The following is a 19,681-nucleotide window of genomic DNA, read 5'->3' as shown; positions in this document are numbered from 1 at the left end:
GAACGAGAGATGGCGCGGACCATTAAGACGATAGAGCGGCGTTGAACTTTACGCGCACAATCACTGATAAAGGACATTGTCACATTGAGTCATGCTAAATCAGGTGACGGCAAGTGTTGACAGGTGACGGCAAGTCACCTACCTTATCAGTTGACGGCAACTGATGGAGCGCTTCATGCGTCCGATAAAATGTAAGCGGATTATCGATGGCAAAACCTACAACACCGAAACAGCAACCCAGATCGGCGGTTGGACCTCCAATGAGGAGTGGTGGAGCTATGGCGATTACCTTTACCAGACCCGCCATGGTGCATTCTTCCGCTACAATTTCATGGATGGTCAGAACGAAGATGATCACGACACGATCACACCGCTGACTCCGGACGAGGCCCGTCAGTGGCTCGAAAAGAATATGAGCTGGGACCCCGAGCTCATAGAGAAACTGTTCGGTGAAATGCCTGAAGCCGGCTCGGGTGAGGTGAAATTCACTTTGCGAATGCCGGAGAGTTTGAGGACGCGGTTAGCGGCAAAAGCTGAGGCAAACAAACAGTCCCTCAATGCCTGGATGGTGCGCTGCCTCGAAGGCTGCGCCGGCGATGGAGACAAGCCGTGAGCAAGATTGAGATTTCTGCCTCGCGTGCCAGCCTCAAGGTCAGGCTGACGGCCGAAGGTGCGGTCGCCATAATCATTGCCATCGCGGCAGTCGCGATAGGCGCGTATTGCGCTTATCGGCTTATCTCATAAGCTTCATCACACATCCGAGGGTCGCTCCCAATGAGCCACACCGCTTTTTCACAACACTTCGATCGTGAGCTTGACTCCAACCGCGCCACATTCAAAACAAGATGTCTTGCCCGTCCTGACTAAGCACCTCAACGGAAGGGTCGAACGGAGCCGAGAATAAATCCAGCCAGTTGCGCCGCTCGGCTCCATCAGCCCTTAGAAGTAGCCGCACCGGTTATCCTCGCGGTTGTAGGGAGCTAATGCAGTCTCCGTAGTATGTGATGACGTCATTCCCAGGCGCGGCTATTGAAACAGAGGTGGGCATTCGAAGGGAAAACGTCAGCTCCTGTGCCCCTATTTCGGCAACCATCAAACTTGATCCGACGCTTAACGAAACGGGCGGGGTTTGTCCGACTTGCAGAGTATTGTCGTTAGCTCCCATCCCGCCACGGAACGTTAGCAGCATCGGAGGCAGGTGCTCAAACTTGCAGGAGACCACAGTCGGTTCTCCCGCCGCAAGCGCAACCATCGGAAAGGGCAGGCACAAAGCCACAGCCAGTCCAATTAGTCTCGCTGTCATCGTCGCCATTCCTAGCATAAGGTTTCGCACGCCTGCCCGTCGCCATCCCGGTCGAGCTTGCCGCCCCACGGACAATTACTGAGATACCATTGAGCCTCGTCGCACGAGCTGATTTGCGAGCATTTCCGCCGCGGCTGGCATGAGTAGCTTTGCGCTACCTGTTGACGGCTGATGGTGCCGAGCGGTTGGCTCACCGCCGGTTGGGCATTGTCTCCATGCCCGGCGCGCCATTCCCACGGCGCTTGGAACTTTCCGACCCACAGCCCGACCTTCGCCGCTTCCGCCTTCCCCTGCTGCGCTGCATAGGCACCATGGCTGTAGCGGGGCCAGTCGATCGCTTGGCCGTGCTCGACCATCCAAGCGCCCACGCTGGCGCCATCGGCACGCTGGCAGTCGCCGACAAAGCGTTGATAGCGATCCCAGGTCACGAATGTGCATTGCACTGGCTTCGACGCGGCCAGGAAGGTGTCAAGCGCCTGTGCCGATCGCCGGCCGCAGGGATAGTCGGCCCCGCTCGCATTTTTACAAAGCTGCTGGCTCTCCGGCGCGTCGATGCCGTTGAAGCGGATGCGCTGTCCGTGGATTTCGATCGTGTCGCCGTCGATGACGGATGCCACGCCGGCAATCGTCGCCAAGCCCGCGCTGGTCCAGTTCGGCAGATGGAACTCAGGTATGCGGTCGCTGTGTTGCATGGCCGTTTGCGCAGCCAGAGCGCCAGCCGCGGCCAGCGTCACCAAGATCAGGCGCCTTTGCACCACGCCAAGTGGCCTCCGGCGAGGCGATCGCATTCTACGCAGCATTGCTAGTTCGCCTCATGTCCGGTGCGGCCGCCCGGTTTCGCTTCGGCGGCACGTTCACCGCAAGCCCGGCCTAGGCTGTCAACCCCATTGCGCAGATCGCATGGATGATTGCCAGAGTCCCCGCCGCCACCTTGGCGCGCACCTTGGCCTGGCGGTGTCAGCGGGATTCCGCGAAAGGCCTGGATGACTCCAGCTGTTCGCTGGCCGTCGCCCTCGATATGCGTGTTCTGACTGTTCGGGTTGAACGGGTCGACTGTCTGGGCGAGGCTATTGGCGCGATTGGCGTCGCCGGCAGAGAGCGTCACGCTGTCGTAGTGATTGAGATAATCCGCTGCGCAGCCGCTCAATGCTAGAACGATGCCAAGGCAGATCGCCAGGTTCCACTGCATGGCCCCTAGACCGGCGCCGGGTTTATGCCGGCGGCTCTCAGTTGCGCACCAAGCTTCGCTCGAGTCCCACACGCGGCCTTGTCGCCGGCGACGCACTTGTTATTCGCGTCTGACCAGTCCAGCAGCGCCGTATTGATCCAGCTGCCAGGTGCGCGCTGGATCCCATAGGGTGTCGGTGGCGCGCCACCAGCAACGGCTGGAGCTGCCGTGGCACTCTGGCCATGCGGGGCACGCTTCCACCCGCTTAGGATGAGGCAGTTCTTCATATACTGGTCTTCGGCAGCCAAGTTGCCGAGGGCATTGCCGATTCCGGCCCCCGCAACAAAGCCCGGGGACCCGATAGCAATATAGCCTTGGTCAACCGACCCCTTATGCATTTCGCATTGAGCGTGGGCGACGTCGAAACTAGGCCCGTAGCCTATTTGCATGTAGTCAGCTTGATTGCTTGTTTGGCAGCCGCCCAGTGCTGCCGTGGCACCAAGTGCCACAAATGCTTTTATTCTCATCCCCCAGCCCTCCCAAGGCCGAGTTAGCATCTCCTAAAGTTGAATTTGGTGCAAGAGTGATGAACAAATCTGGTAAATTCTGCCAAATTCCACCTGCTGGCAGTTCGTAGACTTCCCTATTCCGACGGATATACCCCGTTATTTTATCCATCATTCCGTAGGAATGAAGATGCGAAACAGCGAATTGGCGCAACGGCTATGCAAGGGCTGGACCCCATGGGCAAAGGGTCCAGGCGACCACGATATTGAGAAAATATGATGGGCGGCCCGCGTGCTGCATTTTCCGAAGCTGAACTTTTCGACTTGGTTCGAGGGCTCGGAAGTCGTCGGCACCTGGCATTGGGGATTCGTCAGGAGCGGCATGCTTCCCCCTCTGACCCGATCGTGCATCTCTTACGGGATGTAGAGCTACGGATTCCGGCTGACGTCCGCGACATGCGCCCGCAGAGCAGAGTGAACCTCTAACATGGAAGGTGGAGGTTTTTGTCCTCCTTGGGCGATCAACGCTGGAATTTCGGCGGGGGGCGCTCGACCAAGGATGCCGAGACCGAGGTTACGCCTTTTGAAGGCGTGCAGAATTGACAGAAAGGGCAGTTTCAGGTCATGCGGCCGGCAGCATTCGCCATAGCGCCGATTTGATCCGCAGCTGCAAAGCTCGGCCTCCTTAAACTGAGTTAGCCGATAATAGGGATCAGATTGGCCCAGTTCATCAGGCATCGCATACTGGCGTCCCGGCCACCGATCAAACACCACCAAATGAAGGTGACGAAGCGCCCATACGCTATAAAGGTCGAGCAACGTGCACAAATCACCACCTGGCGACCAAGCTTTGTCGAGCATGGGGTGATAAGCGCAGACCGAGCCGTCAGGGAAATTGGTATGTCGCGGGCCGATCCATTCGACCTGCCCATCTTGCTCCCAGAACGCCCATCCACGCGGCTCGACCGCTGGTGTTTCTGGTAAGGCAATAAGGAATATGGCTTCTCGCGCTAAACCATCTATGACTTGGCTGCGAGCGAGAAGCCATACTCCATGGTCATCGGGGAGGAGAGTTGCTCCGGGGTATGCCCGTTGCACATTCTCTAGCTGCCCGGCGTAGTTGCCGGCGAGGCCGACGATCCGTGATCCGGCACGGGGCGCCCGTGATCGATCGGACGACCTTTGCCGTCTGGTGGACCCTTGCCGTGATCGGGCTGCGGGTCCTCCCGCTCCTTGCTGTTGCTCATTACTTTTCTCCTGGACAGTCGGTGATGTGGGCTGTGGGCCGAGAATTACGATTCCCCGGTCCCTTACCCCCACGGGCTGGCGCGCGTCCAAACCGTCGCCAATCCGCTGCAACTCAGCCCGCGCATCGTTGGTCAACAACACTTCCATTTTGCTTGCCGATGTGCGAGTCTGTGTCACCAGCACAGGATGCATTCTGGAGCGGAGTGTGTCAAGGTGTGCTGATCGCACAATGGTGAACATGAACGAATTCGAAGAAAAGCTCGTCGGGGCGGTCCGCGAGAAGCGGGAACGCGAAGGTCTTAGTATAAGGGCATTATCGGGGATTGTGGGGATCAGCTTCTCCACGCTGGCCCGCATCGAGCGGGGCGACGGATCGCCCGACAACAATTCCAAAATTAGGCTGCTCGAGTGGCTCGGCCCTGATGCCGATGAACACGAGCTTGGCTTTGATCGGGTGGCATTCGTCCACTTCCGCGCTGGCAAAAACGCGTCCTCCGAGACTGTGCAAACCCTACTGCACGCAGCCGTGTGTCTTCGTCAGCACTACACTAAGGGTGATATATCAGAACCGAGCAGCGCGCCGATAGATGCTGAAGTTATCGCCATGTCTAAGGAGGAGCTAGAGCAGACGGCCGAAGATTTCCGAAAAGAGTTAGGGTTGAAGAAAAGCGATCCGCTGGATCCATTTTATTTGGTTGTTGATTCTGTTACGGTAGAACGATTGCGGGAATCCACCTGTATTTCCGGAAAGGCAAAAAACACGCTTGTTGGACCGTCGCGCGGCGAGTGGTCCGCTATGAGCGTTCCCTTGAATTCCGATCAGGATAGCTGGGTTGTCTTTTTAAACGACTACCATACCGTTGAGAGACAAAGAGTGACGCTACTTGAGGAGTATTGGCATATTCTTGCCGGGCACAAGCTAACCAAGATAGCTAAGATTGCTGGCTGCTTCGGTCGAACATATGATAGCGCTGAAGAGCACGACGCTTATTTCTTGGCATCGGCAACTTTGCTTCCACGAGACGCGATCAAGCGTATGGTCTCGGATGGCAAAAGTGCCCCCGAGATCGCATCCTTCTTCGGGACCTCACCGGAACTTGTTGAATATCGAATAAAGCGGCTCGGCTTATGGCGCGATCATATTGGAAAGAAAGTGAGTCTCGCCAAACCCTAACGATGCCACCCGTCGACCGCCAGCGGCGCGTGGTTCAACAAGGTTCCGATTCGCAGTTACGCTTAGGCAGTGCAAAGCCGGTCGGGAAATGTCGACCCTACTACAAACTTCAAAATAGCGCCTTCTAGCTCCCCTGACCTTTCGATGCCGTCAAAGAAGGAGACCGGCGAGCGCGTCATCCCCCTCGGCAACGAGCCATTTCTGCCGGAATGGCTGCTTGTCCGCCTCCAAAGCGAATCTCACCGCCTCCTCCACCCTCTCATGTGCATCATCTGCAATCGCCCAGAGTGTCGGGTTGAGAGCGTGTCTTTGCCTAGCATCCTCCAACAAGAGATCGACCATGCGCGGCAAGTCGGCAATAGTGGCGGCTCTGATAATAGCAGGCATATCGTTCCCACGTCGCAATGCGGATTACGCCAATCCTGTTGGCGGCGCCACGGCACCGAGCACCAAGAGACTCAAAGCTGCCTTAGCTGCTCTCGCAAATGAACTCCCGCTCGGCTGTGGAACTATCGGCCCGTATCAGGAAGAATCGCTCCTCGGCGATGACATGTTCGCCGTCGGGCAAATGAAGCACAAATTCTCGCTCTCACACCTGGGGCGCGACGCGATCCACAAGGATTCCGGTTTCCTCGCGCAGTTCGCGGATTGCGGCCTGTTCGAACGTCTCCCCCATGCTGCAAGCCTCCACCGGGCGTCGCCCAGTAGCTCTGCCCCGCGAGCGCGCCTTTAGATTGTGCTTACTCGAGAGAGACTTGCCCTCCGCGACCGAAGGCGGCATCTTCGCTGACCATGGGAGACGGTGCAGCCAAAAAGCCGAAGGTATATGGATCGGGAATGACGCCGTTCGGCGTCTTTCTTTTCGCCCAAACCTATCGGGCGAACGCTGATGCTCTTGCCTTGGTCTCCCCCCAAATTCGGCCGAGCATTTCCGATCATCCTCGCAGATTCCTCTACTTTCAAGCGTTAGAGCACTACCTGCGAAGCTTCCTCCTTCTCCAAGGAAAAACACCGGCTGACATCCGGGGCTATCAGCATCATTTCTTGGACATGCTGGACGAAGGAAGACACCTCGGGTTGGAGATGCCGAGCGATGTAGAAGACTTCATCCGCTCGCGCACGGTCGCGAACGAATACACGCAGATCCGATACGACTACAAGCTTGACAAGGACGGGCCGCGTAGGACTGCGCGAACCATGGAGCGATTGCGGCTGGNCGATACGACTACAAGCTTGACAAGGACGGGCCGCGTAGGACTGCGCGAACCATGGAGCGATTGCGGCTGGTGGTTTGGGAGATAGAGAAAGCCGTCGGTCTGGCTATCCGGAAGACGGGCATCGAGGCTGTGTATGGTGAACGACCATCGGCAAGTCCACTAAACGGATCGTTTGCCAAAGCATGAGGAGACCATTTCGGCTTCGGCACTGGCAACTCCCGCAGACCCACGGCGGCGCCAGGTTTTATACGGCTGCCCGACCAGGTCGAACAGGGAACGAGGCGTCGGCCTCGGCAAAAGTGTCCGATCAGCAGATTATCGATTGGCTTCACGGCTTGCCTCTAGCATGCCGGGTCATTTTTCGGTGCTTGGCACAAAGCCCAAAGGTCATATGAGTGAATGGTCGTTCTACTCGTTCGACAAAAAGGGCTTCAGCTTCCAAAACTGCTTAGATGAGAATGCACCTGGGTACATCGTCTTAGAGCGACCAACATTCGATTTTACTCCCGTACCGGTCGAGATCTGCCAACAGATATTGAGCGACGTCCAGAAGTGCGAGTCTAACTTTGGCTACATTCCAGTGATCATGGATTCGGGTGGGGTGGGCAGGACTGGTCAGGTGTGCCGGTGGATGAAAGCTGTGGAACGAAGCGACAGCTAACCCTGGCTTCATAGCCTAGGTTTGTAGCGCTCTTGACTGCCTGACCGCGCCGGATAAATTCCATGCCGTGCCTTGAGAGAAGCGGCCCTGGGCATCTTGGCTAAGCCGCGTGATAACCGACGATGGGGGAGCCCTTACGTCGTAGACAACGAGCAGCACGGCTGCCCAACAAAACTCCTTGAACACATCAACTGGCCCGCTGACCTGCTCACGCAGTCGGCGGCCGAACGAACACGTTTGGAGATGGAGTCATGCGGATACAGAGTGGCTATTGGTGGGCGATTAGCATTCGGCAGGAGGATGATCGGCCCGAGATCATCGACGTAGGTTCTTATTCCTTTGGCCAAATGGCCAATCGTGTTGGGGATGCCGATCCATTCGACTTGATAGAATTCGAGCTACTGCAATGGCTTGATGCCAGCCTCTGGCCAACGGAGGGCGCCGTCGATCCATCGACAGTTCGCGAGGGCTATTGGTGGGCGCTTGACCCGGCAGAGAACGCATATCAGATCGTCTTGGTGGGCAAAGATAGAGCAGTTCGAACCTTCAATGGCGATTTCGATAGCTGTCTGGACGAGTTCGAATTTCTGATGCCTCTGGATCTCATCCCCACGGCTCGCTCCGATCACTAGGGCCTGTCGCCGTCACGTTGGCTGCTTGCGCGTCACCCCGAACCTTGGTCATGTCGCCTCCTGATCCGTTACGCGATAGGCTCCATGGCCAACCTTGATGAGTAGGCGCTCGTTACACATCCGAATGAGATAGCAACGAGCTGAACGGTGCGCGGACAGAGGCAATTCTGCCGATGCGGCTATCTGAACCCCTTGATATCAGCGCATCAACTCGGTTGAAGCAAAACGAGATCTAATCGCATTAACTCACCGCGAATGGTCCGTTAGCAGACTATTTCAACAACAGCGCTGTATTGGCGGTAGCCCTCTCCCGACTCGAAACCCCGAATAAGCGGTTCGATCATGCTTGCATCACTGTATGTCCAGGGCCGTCAACTTCCTTCATGAGCGCGCGAAATTCAGCTGGAGGCGCAAGGCAGAAAGTTCGAAAAGCTTCCAGGAACCCCAGCGCGCGCCGCCGGAACCTGGCCGAGAATGATGGCGGAGCCGGCAGCAACGAAATTGATGGCAACGCCGGAGACAATCTGGCCGCCCCAATGGGTGATCGAGGCGAAACTGTGCACCAGTGCGAACAATGACGGCGGTGAACCGCGGCCGCCCAGGCGCCGCAACCGCCAGGCAGGCGAGCAGCAACGGCCCGGAGAACACCAGTTGCTCGGCGGCGACGGTGCGGGTCGCATCCTGCACCGCCATCATGACGGCGGCCGCCGAAGCGAGCATGGCGAGTAATCGGACAGCATGCACAGCATTCAATCCCCGAAGGGGGCAGTCGACATTCGACAAGAGACATATGGCGCGGCGCGAGCGCTGGCGCTGTACAATTGACGAAAGCGGCTCTCAATCCGAGGCGACGCCGTTCTTGATCCGTGTGAGGCGGCTTTCGCCTTCCTCCGGGCCGAAGCAGCTTTCGACATCATTGCATTCCCGGCAACTGGGCGCGCTGCACAGCGAAAAACCTTCGGCCTCGCAGAGCTTGCGGTAGAAGTATTTCTTCCATTTCATGTTTTGGGTGTTGCCGGCCGCCAGCGTCGGAAAATGCGAGGCGAGCAGGCGGCCGAGGTCGGTTCGATTAACAAGGCCAAGGTCCTGCCAGAGGTGGTCATTGCGCATGGCACGCCGGGCGATGATCCTGGCGAAGCGGGCGCTCGTCGGGTCGCCAGGTCGGGCATGCGCCAGCAGCAGTCCATGCAGAAGTTCTTCCTCCGGATCCGGCTCGGGCTCGCTTACCTCTTTCAAGGCAAACGCGTTGATAGGAATAGCAGGGAAACAGCGGGCCAGGACATCGCGCAGCTCGGCGAGCGAGAGTCCGGTTGCCTCCGTCGCCGTCGCCTCGCCGGCCTCGATCTCCTCGAGCGCACGTGAAAGCACACAAGCAAGCACATGCTGGTCGAACCTCCTCTCCAGCTCGATCTGCGGCCATTGGCCGGTGCTGAGCCGGGCACAATGTTGAGCAAATATGGTGCGTTCTCCTGGTTTGTCCCTATCAATTCATGCAGAGACCCGGCCTGCCGCAACATGGGTCGGGCAGTTCTTCGGGTGTACGCAGTCGCGGATCGCCTCGCGGTCGAGTAGTTCGGCAATTCTCGTCTGGTCCACTCGGCTCTGTTGCAAATTCTGTGATTGGAAGGAGGCTTTTCGCGAACCGCGGGGCCCTGCCGTTTGCGCCTCACGGGGAACACAGGCGCCGGAAATGCCCCTGCAGAGTTGGACGTGAACCGTGCGGGACAGAGGTCGCGTGCTGAGTGCGGCCACATGGTTCAAGCCCGCCAGACTCTCGGTTGAATGAGTCCTCAAAGCGCGCAGCGGGTGAGTTCCAGCGCACGTTCAGGACAGGATCGCACGGCTCGTGATGCAGGCAGTTCCTCCCCTTCCGCAACTTCAATGTCACCAAGCAGGATGTAACCGTCATCATCGAGTTTGAAGATGTCAGGCGCTTGCGCCGCGCATCGCGCGTGGCCCTGGCATTTGGCCTTTTGGACGATGATGCGCATGGCAGTGCCTCCATTGTTTGTGCCCGGCTCGGGGCGGGCCTAAGACCAGTCCAGGATCAAATTTTCGATCCCGAACACATGGCCGCCAGAAGTTATCGGCGCCGTACCCTGCTTGATCCTGAAAGCCGGGATGCGCGCCAGCCACTCCTCCAGGCCAATGACAATCTCCCGCCGGGCAAGGTGTGAGCCAAGGCAACGGTGGGGACCATAGCCAAACGCTGCGTGGCGGTTGTCCTCCCGCTCCAAATCAATCGTGTTGGGGCATGCGAATTCCGCCGGGTCACGATTGGCAATCATAGTGGCGCAGGAAACATAGTCCCCCTTCCGGATCGGCGCGCCTTCGAAGTCGATATCTTTCGTGGCCACGCGGATCAACTGAATGGGCGGATAGGCCCGCAGCAATTCTTCGGTTGCGAGCGGGATGCGGTCCGGTTCGCTCCGCAGCAATTGCTGATCTTTGAGGTTGCGTGCGAGGTACGCCAAGTCAAAGCCTATAGCTGCTGCGACCGTGTCGAGCCCAGCGACGAAGACAAGCACGCCGATGCCGCGGACTTGGGTGTCCGTCAGCCGGCGGCCCTCGACCTGTGCCTGCACGATAAAGGTCATGAAATCGTCAACCGCCTCCTGGCGGCGCATGGCTGCAAGTTCGTCGATGAATGCCACGATCGTCCGGGCAGCCACAGGTCGTTCCTTATCGTCGCCGTGGAGCAGATCTTTCCCCCAGCCGACGAATGTATCGAGTCGGTCATCAGGCAACCCCAGAAAGCGAAGAAAGGTGCTCACCGCGAAAGGAAATGCAAAATCCTTCATCACGTCGCAGCTTGTGCCCGACGCGGCGATCCTTTCGATCAGCTCGACCGCCCGTTCGCGGACAGCCGGTTCCAAAGCCAACACCCGCTTTGGCGAAAGCAGCGGATTGAGCAGTGAGCGAAAGACGCCGTGGGCCGGTGGATCAAGCTCAAGCGGGATCGTCGGCCAGTTTTCACCCAGTATGGAGGAGAAGATGCTGCGATGGCTGGAAAAAGTCTCTGCGTCCCGCAGCACCCTCCGCTGGTCCGCGGCACGGGTGATGACCCAGGTACCCCGGCCATCTTGCGTGTTGTAGCGGGAGTAAAAGATCGGAGGCCCGTCATGTACGCAAGCGACAGCTGCGTGTGGATCCCCGTCGGGTGTTGGTGGCATCCCTGGCGATGTAAACAGGCTGAAGTCCCTCACCATTTCGGGTGGGACATGATCTGGAACGGGGTTGGTCGCCATTTTGTTTTCTCTACATTGGCGTTCATGGCTCGATTGAGATTGCACGGCTGTTCATAAATTCGATTTCCAGCATGGGCACGTCTCTTGTCGGGCGCCTTCTAGATTCTGTCGCCTGATACAGCCCACCTGCACCAGCGCGGATGAGATCGGTTGCGAAGTCGATCAGAAGGGGCATCTCCGCCGCTCTGCGGTCATGAAGCAAAGCCGCCGCTATCCCCGTTGGGGTTGAGAGGCTGGTCAATCACCTCTGAGCTCCGTGACGCACTGCTGATGCCCTGCTGATCAAATCGTCGAAGCAAGTCGCGTGCCGGATAGGCGTACCCATGGCGCTGCACCAAGCAATGCCAGCCTGCACTGGGCCCGCGGCTGGGATCACCTGTCCATCATTCTTAGGACAACGTCCGACAACCGACATCCGTGGTCGGTTTTGTCGAGTCCGCGACATCAAGCTGTTCGGCTTGGCTGCTGCTGCACAGCCTTCCGGTCGACGAGCGAGGAGATCGCTCGCACGGCCCGGATTGAGCAACGACGCGATCCAGCGCAAGGATCGACTGCGGTCCGACAAGACCCGACGGCGCTTGCGCGCGATGATCGGATATCAACAAGGTCGAGCCGCGCTTCGGTTCGGTGTTGATGGCGTATGCGTTATCGCTCGCAGGCGCTGCAAGGATTTTCGGTCAGACGGCGATGCACTCGTGCGCACCGGTCCGGCCGGCGACCAGCTTGACTGTATCGATGCGGTCCATTCCGGCGTGCATCACCTGACCGTGCGCATCCGCTACGAGGGCAAGCCTTTCCGCTCATGGACCTAAATTTCCTCGCGAGCCGCTGTCGGAACGTGGTGCCGAGTCCTATAGCGGCCGGTTCAATCCGAGGGCCTGTCGGCACACTCTATACATCCCTGTCGCTCGGACCGGGAATGCGTGGCAGACTCTCGGCCAGAAACCGCCAGTCGCTGCGCTCGCGTTCGCCTTCCTTGCGCGTGCCGAAGAACTGGATGATCATCTTGCCGTCGGCGCCATAGGCTTCAATGGACGTGACGTGACCGTCCCTCGTCGGCTTGCGCACGGCCCAGACCTCGCGGATGTGATGGGTCCTCAGATGCAGATGGAAGGTCTCGTCGAGCACATTGATCCGCGGCCCGATCTGCTTGACCGACTTGATCGGGCCGGAATGGATCTGGATGCAACCACGATTGCCGACAAAGCACATGATAGGCATCTCGTCTTCGGCCGCCTGTTGGAACAGGGCGCCAACGGCATCATTGTCGAGCAGCCAAGCGTAATCTTCGTCGGCCATACGCATTGCCTGGCAGCGGCTGAGCTTCAGTGTCTTCAACATATGGTAGAACTGATGCACGTCGCTCAGCCGGCTCCAGCGCTCGCGTAGGTCGTCGGCCGTGGCGGCTTGGTCTGGACTCACTGCGTTATCGCGCGCACCGCCCGCTTCGACCGATATGATCGGCTCCTGGTCGTAGGATACGAGCTCTGCCGTCAGATCCTGATAGGCGTGCAGGTTCGAGGCGGGCCTGAGATGTACTTTGTGCATCGCCTCGCCGGCGGCATCAAAGAATTGCAGGCTGCGGCGGATCTCGGCTCCCTCGCGCTTCTCGACGGCGAAGCCATACGCCCACGCTTTCGGGAAGATGCGCAGGTCGATGTCGTCGCCGAGCACCATGGCATGCTGGTTGCCGGTGACCACTTTGTCGTAGACGCCGATCTTTTGGTGCACGGCACTTTCGTTGCGGGTGAGCGCCATCACCTCGCCGACCGCTTCGAGGCCCGTCAGCAGATCATCGACGCGCGGCTCGATGCGCACCGCGCCGTGACCACAATGCGCCGCGACCAATTCGGCTTCCGAAATGCCCAATCGAGCGGCGAGATCATGCTCCCGGATTTTCGGATTGTCTTCGCACGCCCGCCGTATTTCATCCGGCGACGGTTTCTCGCGCTGGTCCATGTCTTACCCCTGGTTCTACCTACGTGTAAGGATCAGCTGCCCTGCCGGGGAATCTTCAGGCGATAGGGCGGCCGTAATGCTCGCCCCTGATCTGCTGCTGCCCCATGAACAAAGTGTCGCTGGACAGCGTGCGCACGGCGTCGCACCCGCGCGAAAACCGGCGAGCATGCACATGCCGATGGCAGCATCGCGTCGAGCCCGTCGGCGGCTACTGGGCGGTGGTGAGCGAGTATGGGTGTTGTCGCAATCGGCCAGGCGGGCATTCGGATGCCACGGGCGGCGCTGCTTTGCCAAGCAAGGCGTATCTGACCCGGTCCTGACATGTTGCCCCCTTGCTTCGCCCCATCCATCGCGAGGGCACCCACGGCATGATTGTGGATCGGCATGCTCTTGCCGCCTCGCCTAAACGGAGCTTCAAAAACCGTGCCAATTGCGCCGAAGCAAGCTCAGAAGACGTTCTGTACTTGCTGATGTGAGTTCAACCAAGAACTCAGGCCCAACATCCCTCGTGGCGATCCCGACAAACCCGACAGTACGTGTCGGTTGGCCGACAGCTTCGCAGCAATGCACTCACAAGAAGCACGGCAGTGTCAGAGATGCCGCGCTGTGTTGAAACGTTTCTTCGCTTTGGCACGGTGCATGCGACGTGATGCGCAAGCAGGTCCCGGGCTGAGGAGAATGGAGCCATGATTACGCTCACCGACAACGCTGTTGCCGCCTTCAAGACTGCTCTTTCCCGCGCCAGCGAGCCGGCGGAAGGCTTTCGCATTATGGTCGAGACCGGCGGCTGCGCCGGCTTCAAATACTTAATGGGCCTGGAGAGCGTGTCGCGCGAGGGCGACGCGATCACTGACACAGATGGGATCAAGCTGTTCGTGGACACGGGCTCCCAACCCCATGTCGCCGGCATGACCGTCGACTTCCTCACCGGGCTCGAATCTTCCGGTTTTGTCTTCGATAACCCCAATGCGCGCGAAAAGTGCGGCTGCGGCAAGTCCTTCAGTTAAACGCCCGAAGCGCCTGTGCGGCCGACAGACTGATTTTGCGGCAGAGGAGACTTATATGGCCGGCACGACAGATGTCCCCGTCCTAAAGAACAAGGTAAGGTCAAAGCCGATCTCGGGACAGCCATTCGCTTCCCTAGGATGCAAAGAACGTCGCCTCCCGAAACAGCTCGGGTCCTGGTGTCACCCGAGCTGCTTGCGGACAAATCGCGCCGCTGCGCCAAATTCGGCTCATCGAAGACCTTATCGCGTTCGGGCCGTCCTTACCTGCGGGCTGACGACGGGCACTGCGAACATGTCACCGGTCTACGTCAAACACTCCGGGCGTCTGCGGCGGCTGCCAGTTCAGGCCCATTATCATCAACGGCATGCGCCAGAGGCTCAACGAGTCGGTCCGCGCCGCGTCATTCTGGTCAACTGAGGATCGCACCTATGAAGCCTGTCTACCTCGACAACAACGCAACCACACGGGTCGATCCTGCGGTCCTGCAAGCGATGTTGCCGTTCTTTAGGGATCAATTCGCCAACCCTTCGTCGGCGCACGCTCTTGGCGCCTCAGTCAGTGCGGCGGTGAGAAAGGCGCGGAGGCAATTGCAAGCGCTGATCGGCGCAGAGTTCGACGATGAGATCACCTTCACCTCGGGTGGGACAGAAAGCGACAATGCAGCGCTTCTTTCAGCGCTCGAGGCGGCGCCCAACCGAACCGAGATCGTGACGTCCGCAGTCGAGCATCCCGCCGTGCTGACGCTCTGCGCGCATCTTGAGAAGACCCGCCGCGTCAAGGTGCATAGGATCCCGGTGGATTGCCTTGGCCGGCTCGACCTCGACGCCTATATGGCCGCCCTGACCCCAAGGGTGGCAATCGTTTCCATAATGTGGGCGAACAACGAGACTGGTGTGATCTTCCCCGTGGCCAGGCTTGCCGAGTTGGCCAAGGAAGTGGGCGCCCTTTTCCATACGGATGCTGTGCAGGCGGTCGGAAAGCTTCCGATGGACCTGAAGTCGACCTTAATCGACATGCTGTCGCTCTCCGGCCACAAGCTGCACGGGCCGAAAGGGATCGGTGCGCTTTTCGTAAAACGTGGCGTGAACTTCCATTCGCTGATCAAGGGGGGCCACCAAGAACACAACCGGCGTGCTGGCACCGAGAATACGCCCGGCATAGCCGGGCTCGGCACGGCGGCCGAACTCGCATTGAAATTCATGGACGACGAGACCACACGGGTAAAGTCGCTCCGCGATCGTCTGGAGGGCGGGATCCTCCAGCGCATCCCAGGCACCTGTGTCACTGGTGATCCCCTGCAACGGTTGCCCAACACCGCAAACATCTCCTTCGAACATGTCGACAGNCTCGGCACGGCGGCCGAACTCGCATTGAAATTCATGGACGACGAGACCACACGGGTAAAGTCGCTCCGCGATCGCCTGGAGGGCGGGATCCTCCAGCGCATCCCAAGCACCTGTGTCACTGGTGATCCCCTGCAACGGTTGCCCAACACCGCAAACATCTCCTTCGAACATGTCGACAGTGATGGAATTCCACTTCTCCTCAGCCGCATTGGCATCGCGTGTTCCTCTGGCTCGGCCTGCACCTCCGGCTCTCTGGAGCCAAGCCATGTCCTAAGCGCGATGAAAACGCCGCACGCGGCAGTCCGCTTCTCCTTGGCGCGGGACAACAGCGAAGAGGATATCGACCGGGTGCTCGAGGTCATGCCGGGAATTGTGGGGAAGCTGCGCAGCTTTTTCGGTTCTGGGCCGGGTAATCCGGTCTATGCGTGAGCGGCAGAAGAACAGGCTACCGGTCATGACCCGTCATGTCTCTCTCAATGATACGACCTTGCGCGATGGCGAGCAGGCGCCGGGCGTCGCCTTTACCACGACGGAAAAGCTGGAGATCGCCCAGTCTCTTGCGGCGGCCGGCGTGACAGAGATCGAGATCGGCACGCCGGTCATGGGCGTCGACGAGATCGAAACAATTCGCGCCGTGGTCGCGCGGCGTCTCCCGGTTCGGCTCATGGCTTGGTGCCGGATGACGTCGCTGGATCTCGATGCAGCGATCGAGAGCGGCGTCCACGCCGTCAATCTATCGCTGCCAGCGTCGGACATCCAACTTGCCGCCAAGCTCGGCCTCGACAAGGCGGGAGCGCTCCAGGTCATCGATCATATGGTCAGGCGCGCCGCCGCCGCCGGCTTCTTTGTCGCGGTGGGCTGCGAGGACGCCTCGCGGGCCAATCGGGATCATCTCGCCCGCGTCATCGAGACGGCTGCACGCGCTGGCGCAAGCCGCGTCAGGCTAGCCGACACGGTCGGTGTTCTCGACCCGTTTTCGACCTTCGAACTTGTCGCCCAGCTCGTGGTGCAGTCTCCAATCGACCTTGAATTTCATGCGCACAACGATCTCGGACTTGCTGGCGCCAACACGCTAGCCGCGATCCGCGCAGGCGCGCGCCATGCCTCCGTCACCGTCCTGGGGCTCGGCGAGCGTGCGGGCAATGCCGCGCTGGAAGAGGTGGCCGCCGCGATGGCGGTCTTCGGCGGCGCAGATACCGGCATCGAGCTGACCGCATTGCCCGGCCTCGCCGCCGAGGTGGCCTGGGCCGCCCGCCGGCAGACCGCGGCCACTAAGCCGGTCGTCGGCGCCGATGTTTTCACCCACGAATCCGGCATTCACGTCGCAGGGCTGCTGAAGGACTCGCGTACTTATCAGGGGCTTGATCCGGCTCTCGTGGGCCGCTGCCGGCGGATCGTCATCGGCAAGCATTCCGGCGCCACTGCGATTGCCCATGTGCTGAGCGAAAGCGGTCGCGATCTCGACCCGGATCTGGCAGCCGCGATGGTGGCCCGCGTCCGGCGCGAGGCGGCCGAGACCAAATCGACGCTCACTGCAACTCAACTGGTCGAGCTCTACGATAAAATGTGCATCGAGGCGTCCCTCTTCGAGCTGTGCGGGTCCAGGTCAGCCGTGCGCGCGCGCGCAAAGGCCACAGTTTTGCGACCAGGGAGAATGCAATGAATTGTTCCGCTGACAGCCGCCCCATCGATGTCACAGACATCCTCGCACGACTGAAGCGCCTGTCGGCCGCGGAGGAGTTCTTCTCAGTCCTTGGCGTCTCCTATGACCCCAAGGTGCTGAATGTCTCGCGGCTCCATATAATGAAGCGCGTGGGCCAATACCTTGCCGAAGAAGATTTCTCCGGTCTGCCCGACCAGGTGATTGCCGCGAGGGTGCGCGCGACGCTCGAACGCGCTTACGAGGACTTTGCGATTTCCTCGCCGCTCACGCATCGGGTCTTCAAGGTGCTCAAGGACCACGATCCGAACAAACCTGCCGCGCCGGGTCACACCTTTGTCCCGTTCGACTCGGTACTGAAGCGGTTCGGACGGGAATGAGCGGCGACAAGGGTTGCGACGCGACAATGTCGAGCAGCCGACAAATCCGGTCATCACCACAGCGCCGTCAGAAGCAACCAGCCGAAGTTGTAGGAAAGGGGGCAGCGCAAGAGACTTGGCACGTATTATGCGGATCAAGGAGATAACCGACAATGCCCGCACCCGGACAGGAGCCTAGAGAAACCGCCAATGCACATCGTAATCTGCATCAAGCAGGTGCCGGACTCGGCACAGATAAGGGTCCATCCGGTGACGAACACAATCATGCGCCAGGGTGTTCCGACCATCATCAACCCTTACGACCTGTTCGCCCTCGAAGAAGCGCTCAGACTGCGCGATGCCTATGGCGGCGAAGTCACTGTGCTCACCATGGGTCCGCCCATGGCAGAGGACGCGCTGCGCAAGGCGCTCGGCTACGGCGCCGACCGAGCGGTGCTCTTGACCGACCGCTATTTTGCCGGCTCCGACACGCTGGCGACCTCGTTCGCCCTTTCCCAGGCAATCGCGAAGGTCGGCGAGACGTTCGGCACGCCAGACCTCGTCTTCACCGGCAAGCAGACGATCGATGGCGACACCGCCCAGGTCGGGCCCGGCATCGCCAAGCGCCTCGGACTCCTGCAACTGACCTATGTCGCGAAGATCCCCTCTATTGACCTTGCTGCAGGCGAGATCAAGGTCGAGCGCCGCTCCGAAGGCGGCACACAGATGCTGAAGAGCAGGCTGCCTTGTCTCATCACCATGCTGGAAGGCACAAACGAGATCCGCCGGGGCTCGATCCACGACGCCTTGTGCGCCGCGCGCAGCCAGGTCTTGAAATGGAGCGCGGCCGACGCCGGCATTGAGGATCTCACCAAATGCGGCCTGCGCGGCTCACCGACGGTCGTCAAGCGTGTTTTCGCCCCTGCTGCGCGAGCTCAAAAGGCGGCACTAATCGACACCGCCGAGAAGGCCTTGCGCGATGTCGCTGACGAACTCATCACCGCAATCTTCACCCGCCAGCCGGCGCTGGAACATGAGCTCGCCTTCAACGGCGGCGCGTGACGGCAAGGAGCAAAACGATGTCGACCGCGAACCGAGAAACCCCTCGCCCTGCCGCCGGCCGCGCCGGCATAAAGAAGGAGCTGCCCGCCCATTTCAAGGACTACCGGCACGTTTGGGTTTTCATCGAGCTCGAACGCGGCCAGGTCCATCCCGTATCATTCGAACTGCTCGGCGAAGGCCGCAAATTAGCAGACAAGCTTGAGGTCCAGCTTGCAGGCGTCGTGCTCGGACCGCCGGGAGAGGCCGTCGGGAACGCCGTTGCCGAAGCATTCGCCTATGGTGCTGACCTTGTCTACATCGCCGAGGCGCCCCTGCTCGCCGACTATCGGAACGAGCCTTTCACCAAGGCGATGACGGATCTGGTCGATACCCACAAACCCGAAATCCTTCTTCTCGGTGCCACCACACTCGGCAGGGATCTTGCCGGCTCCGTGGCGACGACCTTGCAGACAGGGCTCACGGCCGACTGCACCGAACTCGATGTGGATACCGACAGTTCGCTCGCCGCCACGCGTCCGACTTTCGGCGGTTCCTTGTTGTGCACGATCTATACGCTCAATTTCCGCCCTCAGATGGCGACAGTGCGGCCAAGGGTCATGCCCATGCCGCAGCGGACGGATAAACCGGTCGGGCGTGTCATCCGGCACAAGCTCTCGCTTGCCGAGGACGAGATCGCTACCAAAGTCCTCGGCTTCCTGCCGGACAATCAGTCGGCAAAGGCAAACCTTGCCTATGCCGACGTCGTGGTTGCGGGAGGCCTTGGTCTTGGCGCGGCGGAGAACCTGCAGCTTGTGAAGAACCTCGCGCGAGCAATCGGCGCCGAGCATGGCTGTTCGCGCCCGTTGGTCCAGAAGAGCTGGATGCCAGCTGATCGGCAGATCGGCCAAACTGGCAAGACCATCCGGCCGAAGCTTTACATAGCGGCCGGGATTTCCGGCGCCGTCCAGCATCGGGTTGGCGTCGAGGGGGCGGATCTCATCGTGGCCATCAATACCGACCCGAACGCGCCGATTTTCGATTTCGCTCACCTCGGAATCGTCACCGACGCGATCCGCTTCCTGCCCGCACTGACGGAAGCCTTCACCCGGCGGCTGTCGCCCCACAGTCGCGATAAGCTTGCGAGCTAAGGG

The 19,681-nt window shown here is 59.8% G+C and carries 19 protein-coding genes and 1 pseudogene; 11 read left to right on the top strand and 9 right to left on the bottom strand.

The window, feature by feature from the left end; genetic code table 11:
- Positions 1-175: 175 nt before the first annotated feature.
- Both X744_RS151880 and X744_RS1000000176010 read left to right on the top strand, forming a co-directional pair.
- Positions 176-613, top strand: a complete 438-nt coding sequence (locus X744_RS151880) for a toxin-antitoxin system HicB family antitoxin (RefSeq protein WP_198032244.1) — start codon at positions 176-178, stop codon at positions 611-613.
- On the top strand, positions 610-744 hold the full coding sequence (locus X744_RS1000000176010) for a hypothetical protein (RefSeq protein WP_023760395.1): 135 nt from the start codon (positions 610-612) through the stop codon (positions 742-744). Before X744_RS151880 ends, X744_RS1000000176010 begins: the two co-directional genes overlap by 4 nt.
- Before the next feature lie 570 nt (positions 745-1,314).
- Here the strand turns inward: X744_RS1000000176010 and X744_RS01000000169920 are convergent.
- The 3 genes from X744_RS01000000169920 to X744_RS1000000173880 all read right to left on the bottom strand — a co-directional run bounded on the left by X744_RS01000000169920 (position 1,315) and on the right by X744_RS1000000173880 (position 4,224).
- Positions 1,315-2,037 (bottom strand): thermonuclease family protein, encoded by a 723-nt coding sequence (locus tag X744_RS01000000169920; RefSeq protein WP_245266726.1) that lies wholly within the window; start codon positions 2,035-2,037, stop codon positions 1,315-1,317.
- 68 nt (positions 2,038-2,105) lie between these two features.
- Positions 2,106-2,492, bottom strand: coding sequence for a hypothetical protein (locus X744_RS151885; protein ID WP_031260607.1), 387 nt, complete (start codon positions 2,490-2,492; stop codon positions 2,106-2,108).
- A gap of 1,588 nt (positions 2,493-4,080) precedes the next feature.
- On the bottom strand, positions 4,081-4,224 hold the full coding sequence (locus X744_RS1000000173880; protein WP_155930622.1) for a hypothetical protein: 144 nt from the start codon (positions 4,222-4,224) through the stop codon (positions 4,081-4,083).
- A gap of 239 nt (positions 4,225-4,463) precedes the next feature.
- On the opposite strand from X744_RS1000000173880, the gene X744_RS151895 reads away from it, so the two are divergent.
- On the top strand, positions 4,464-5,399 hold the full coding sequence (locus X744_RS151895; protein WP_198032243.1) for an XRE family transcriptional regulator: 936 nt from the start codon (positions 4,464-4,466) through the stop codon (positions 5,397-5,399).
- A gap of 589 nt (positions 5,400-5,988) precedes the next feature.
- Here the strand turns inward: X744_RS151895 and X744_RS1000000175300 are convergent.
- Positions 5,989-6,075, bottom strand: coding sequence for an NUDIX domain-containing protein (locus X744_RS1000000175300; protein ID WP_245266724.1), 87 nt, complete (start codon positions 6,073-6,075; stop codon positions 5,989-5,991).
- 1,453 nt (positions 6,076-7,528) lie between these two features.
- Between X744_RS1000000175300 and X744_RS151915 the strand changes: the two genes are divergently transcribed.
- Complete coding sequence (locus X744_RS151915; protein ID WP_023760385.1) at positions 7,529-7,909, top strand: hypothetical protein; 381 nt, start codon at positions 7,529-7,531, stop codon at positions 7,907-7,909.
- A 464-nt stretch (positions 7,910-8,373) separates the two neighbouring features.
- On the opposite strand, the pseudogene X744_RS1000000175295 reads toward X744_RS151915, so the two are convergent.
- The 4 genes and pseudogenes from X744_RS1000000175295 to X744_RS151930 form a co-directional block, all read right to left on the bottom strand.
- A pseudogene (locus tag X744_RS1000000175295) lies at positions 8,374-8,481 on the bottom strand (ABC transporter permease); the annotation flags it as partial.
- Between the two features lie 265 nt (positions 8,482-8,746).
- Positions 8,747-9,367, bottom strand: a complete 621-nt coding sequence (locus X744_RS151920; protein WP_084025492.1) for a nitrogen fixation protein NifQ — start codon at positions 9,365-9,367, stop codon at positions 8,747-8,749.
- 332 nt (positions 9,368-9,699) lie between these two features.
- Positions 9,700-9,900, bottom strand: a complete 201-nt coding sequence (locus X744_RS151925; RefSeq protein WP_023760380.1) for a ferredoxin — start codon at positions 9,898-9,900, stop codon at positions 9,700-9,702.
- Between the two features lie 39 nt (positions 9,901-9,939).
- On the bottom strand, positions 9,940-11,157 hold the full coding sequence (locus tag X744_RS151930; protein WP_031260595.1) for a cytochrome P450: 1,218 nt from the start codon (positions 11,155-11,157) through the stop codon (positions 9,940-9,942).
- 518 nt (positions 11,158-11,675) lie between these two features.
- Here X744_RS151930 and X744_RS01000000169910 point away from each other — a divergent pair.
- The gene (locus X744_RS01000000169910) at positions 11,676-11,969 is read left to right on the top strand and encodes a hypothetical protein (protein ID WP_023760378.1); all 294 of its coding nucleotides are present in this window, start codon (positions 11,676-11,678) and stop codon (positions 11,967-11,969) included.
- 79 nt (positions 11,970-12,048) lie between these two features.
- Here the strand turns inward: X744_RS01000000169910 and X744_RS151935 are convergent, their stop codons facing one another.
- Positions 12,049-13,116: a hemin-degrading factor gene (locus tag X744_RS151935; protein ID WP_023760377.1), complete on the bottom strand. Its 1,068-nt coding sequence runs from the start codon at positions 13,114-13,116 to the stop codon at positions 12,049-12,051.
- Positions 13,117-13,802: 686 nt separating this feature from the next.
- Between X744_RS151935 and X744_RS151940 the strand changes: the two genes are divergently transcribed.
- From X744_RS151940 to X744_RS151960, 6 genes are all read left to right on the top strand, one after another.
- The gene (locus X744_RS151940) at positions 13,803-14,123 is read left to right on the top strand and encodes an iron-sulfur cluster assembly accessory protein (RefSeq protein ID WP_023760376.1); all 321 of its coding nucleotides are present in this window, start codon (positions 13,803-13,805) and stop codon (positions 14,121-14,123) included.
- Between the two features lie 429 nt (positions 14,124-14,552).
- Positions 14,553-15,899 carry an aminotransferase class V-fold PLP-dependent enzyme gene (locus tag X744_RS01000000169905; RefSeq protein WP_023760375.1) on the top strand — a complete coding sequence of 449 codons (1,347 nt, stop codon included), beginning with the start codon at positions 14,553-14,555 and terminating at the stop codon, positions 15,897-15,899.
- A gap of 25 nt (positions 15,900-15,924) precedes the next feature.
- Positions 15,925-17,133, top strand: coding sequence for a homocitrate synthase (nifV, locus tag X744_RS151945; RefSeq protein WP_050589557.1), 1,209 nt, complete (start codon positions 15,925-15,927; stop codon positions 17,131-17,133).
- Positions 17,130-17,510 carry a nitrogenase stabilizing/protective protein NifW gene (nifW, locus tag X744_RS151950; RefSeq protein WP_023736300.1) on the top strand — a complete coding sequence of 127 codons (381 nt, stop codon included), beginning with the start codon at positions 17,130-17,132 and terminating at the stop codon, positions 17,508-17,510. The genes nifV and nifW overlap by 4 nt, the downstream gene beginning before the upstream one ends.
- A 189-nt stretch (positions 17,511-17,699) precedes the next feature.
- Complete coding sequence (locus X744_RS151955) at positions 17,700-18,551, top strand: electron transfer flavoprotein subunit beta/FixA family protein (RefSeq protein WP_023760373.1); 852 nt, start codon at positions 17,700-17,702, stop codon at positions 18,549-18,551.
- Between the two features lie 17 nt (positions 18,552-18,568).
- The gene (locus tag X744_RS151960) at positions 18,569-19,678 is read left to right on the top strand and encodes an electron transfer flavoprotein subunit alpha/FixB family protein (protein WP_023760372.1); all 1,110 of its coding nucleotides are present in this window, start codon (positions 18,569-18,571) and stop codon (positions 19,676-19,678) included.
- Positions 19,679-19,681: the final 3 nt, after the last annotated feature.

Origin of the sequence: Mesorhizobium sp. LNHC252B00 (genome assembly GCF_000502955.1) — a bacterium.
Lineage (GTDB): Bacteria > Pseudomonadota > Alphaproteobacteria > Rhizobiales > Rhizobiaceae > Mesorhizobium.
The sequence above is the reverse complement of the archived record's forward strand: the minus strand, read 5'-3'. Positions and strand labels throughout refer to the sequence as shown.

Excerpts from the sequence above, each read along its gene's own strand:
- X744_RS151880 (WP_198032244.1), top strand. The coding sequence starts at position 176 with ATGCGTCCGATAAAATGTAAGCGGATTATCGATGGCAAAACCTACAAC.
- X744_RS151885 (WP_031260607.1), bottom strand. The coding sequence starts at position 2,492 with ATGCAGTGGAACCTGGCGATCTGCCTTGGCATCGTTCTAGCATTGAGC.
- X744_RS1000000173880 (WP_155930622.1), bottom strand. The coding sequence starts at position 4,224 with ATGAGCAACAGCAAGGAGCGGGAGGACCCGCAGCCCGATCACGGCAAG.
- X744_RS151895 (WP_198032243.1), top strand. The coding sequence starts at position 4,464 with ATGAACGAATTCGAAGAAAAGCTCGTCGGGGCGGTCCGCGAGAAGCGG.
- X744_RS1000000175300 (WP_245266724.1), bottom strand. The coding sequence starts at position 6,075 with ATGGGGGAGACGTTCGAACAGGCCGCAATCCGCGAACTGCGCGAGGAA.
- X744_RS151915 (WP_023760385.1), top strand. The coding sequence starts at position 7,529 with ATGCGGATACAGAGTGGCTATTGGTGGGCGATTAGCATTCGGCAGGAG.
- X744_RS151925 (WP_023760380.1), bottom strand. The coding sequence starts at position 9,900 with ATGCGCATCATCGTCCAAAAGGCCAAATGCCAGGGCCACGCGCGATGC.
- X744_RS151930 (WP_031260595.1), bottom strand. The coding sequence starts at position 11,157 with ATGGCGACCAACCCCGTTCCAGATCATGTCCCACCCGAAATGGTGAGG.
- X744_RS151935 (WP_023760377.1), bottom strand. The coding sequence starts at position 13,116 with ATGGACCAGCGCGAGAAACCGTCGCCGGATGAAATACGGCGGGCGTGC.
- X744_RS151940 (WP_023760376.1), top strand. The coding sequence starts at position 13,803 with ATGATTACGCTCACCGACAACGCTGTTGCCGCCTTCAAGACTGCTCTT.
- nifV (WP_050589557.1), top strand. The coding sequence starts at position 15,925 with ATGACCCGTCATGTCTCTCTCAATGATACGACCTTGCGCGATGGCGAG.
- nifW (WP_023736300.1), top strand. The coding sequence starts at position 17,130 with ATGAATTGTTCCGCTGACAGCCGCCCCATCGATGTCACAGACATCCTC.
- X744_RS151955 (WP_023760373.1), top strand. The coding sequence starts at position 17,700 with ATGCACATCGTAATCTGCATCAAGCAGGTGCCGGACTCGGCACAGATA.
- X744_RS151960 (WP_023760372.1), top strand. The coding sequence starts at position 18,569 with ATGTCGACCGCGAACCGAGAAACCCCTCGCCCTGCCGCCGGCCGCGCC.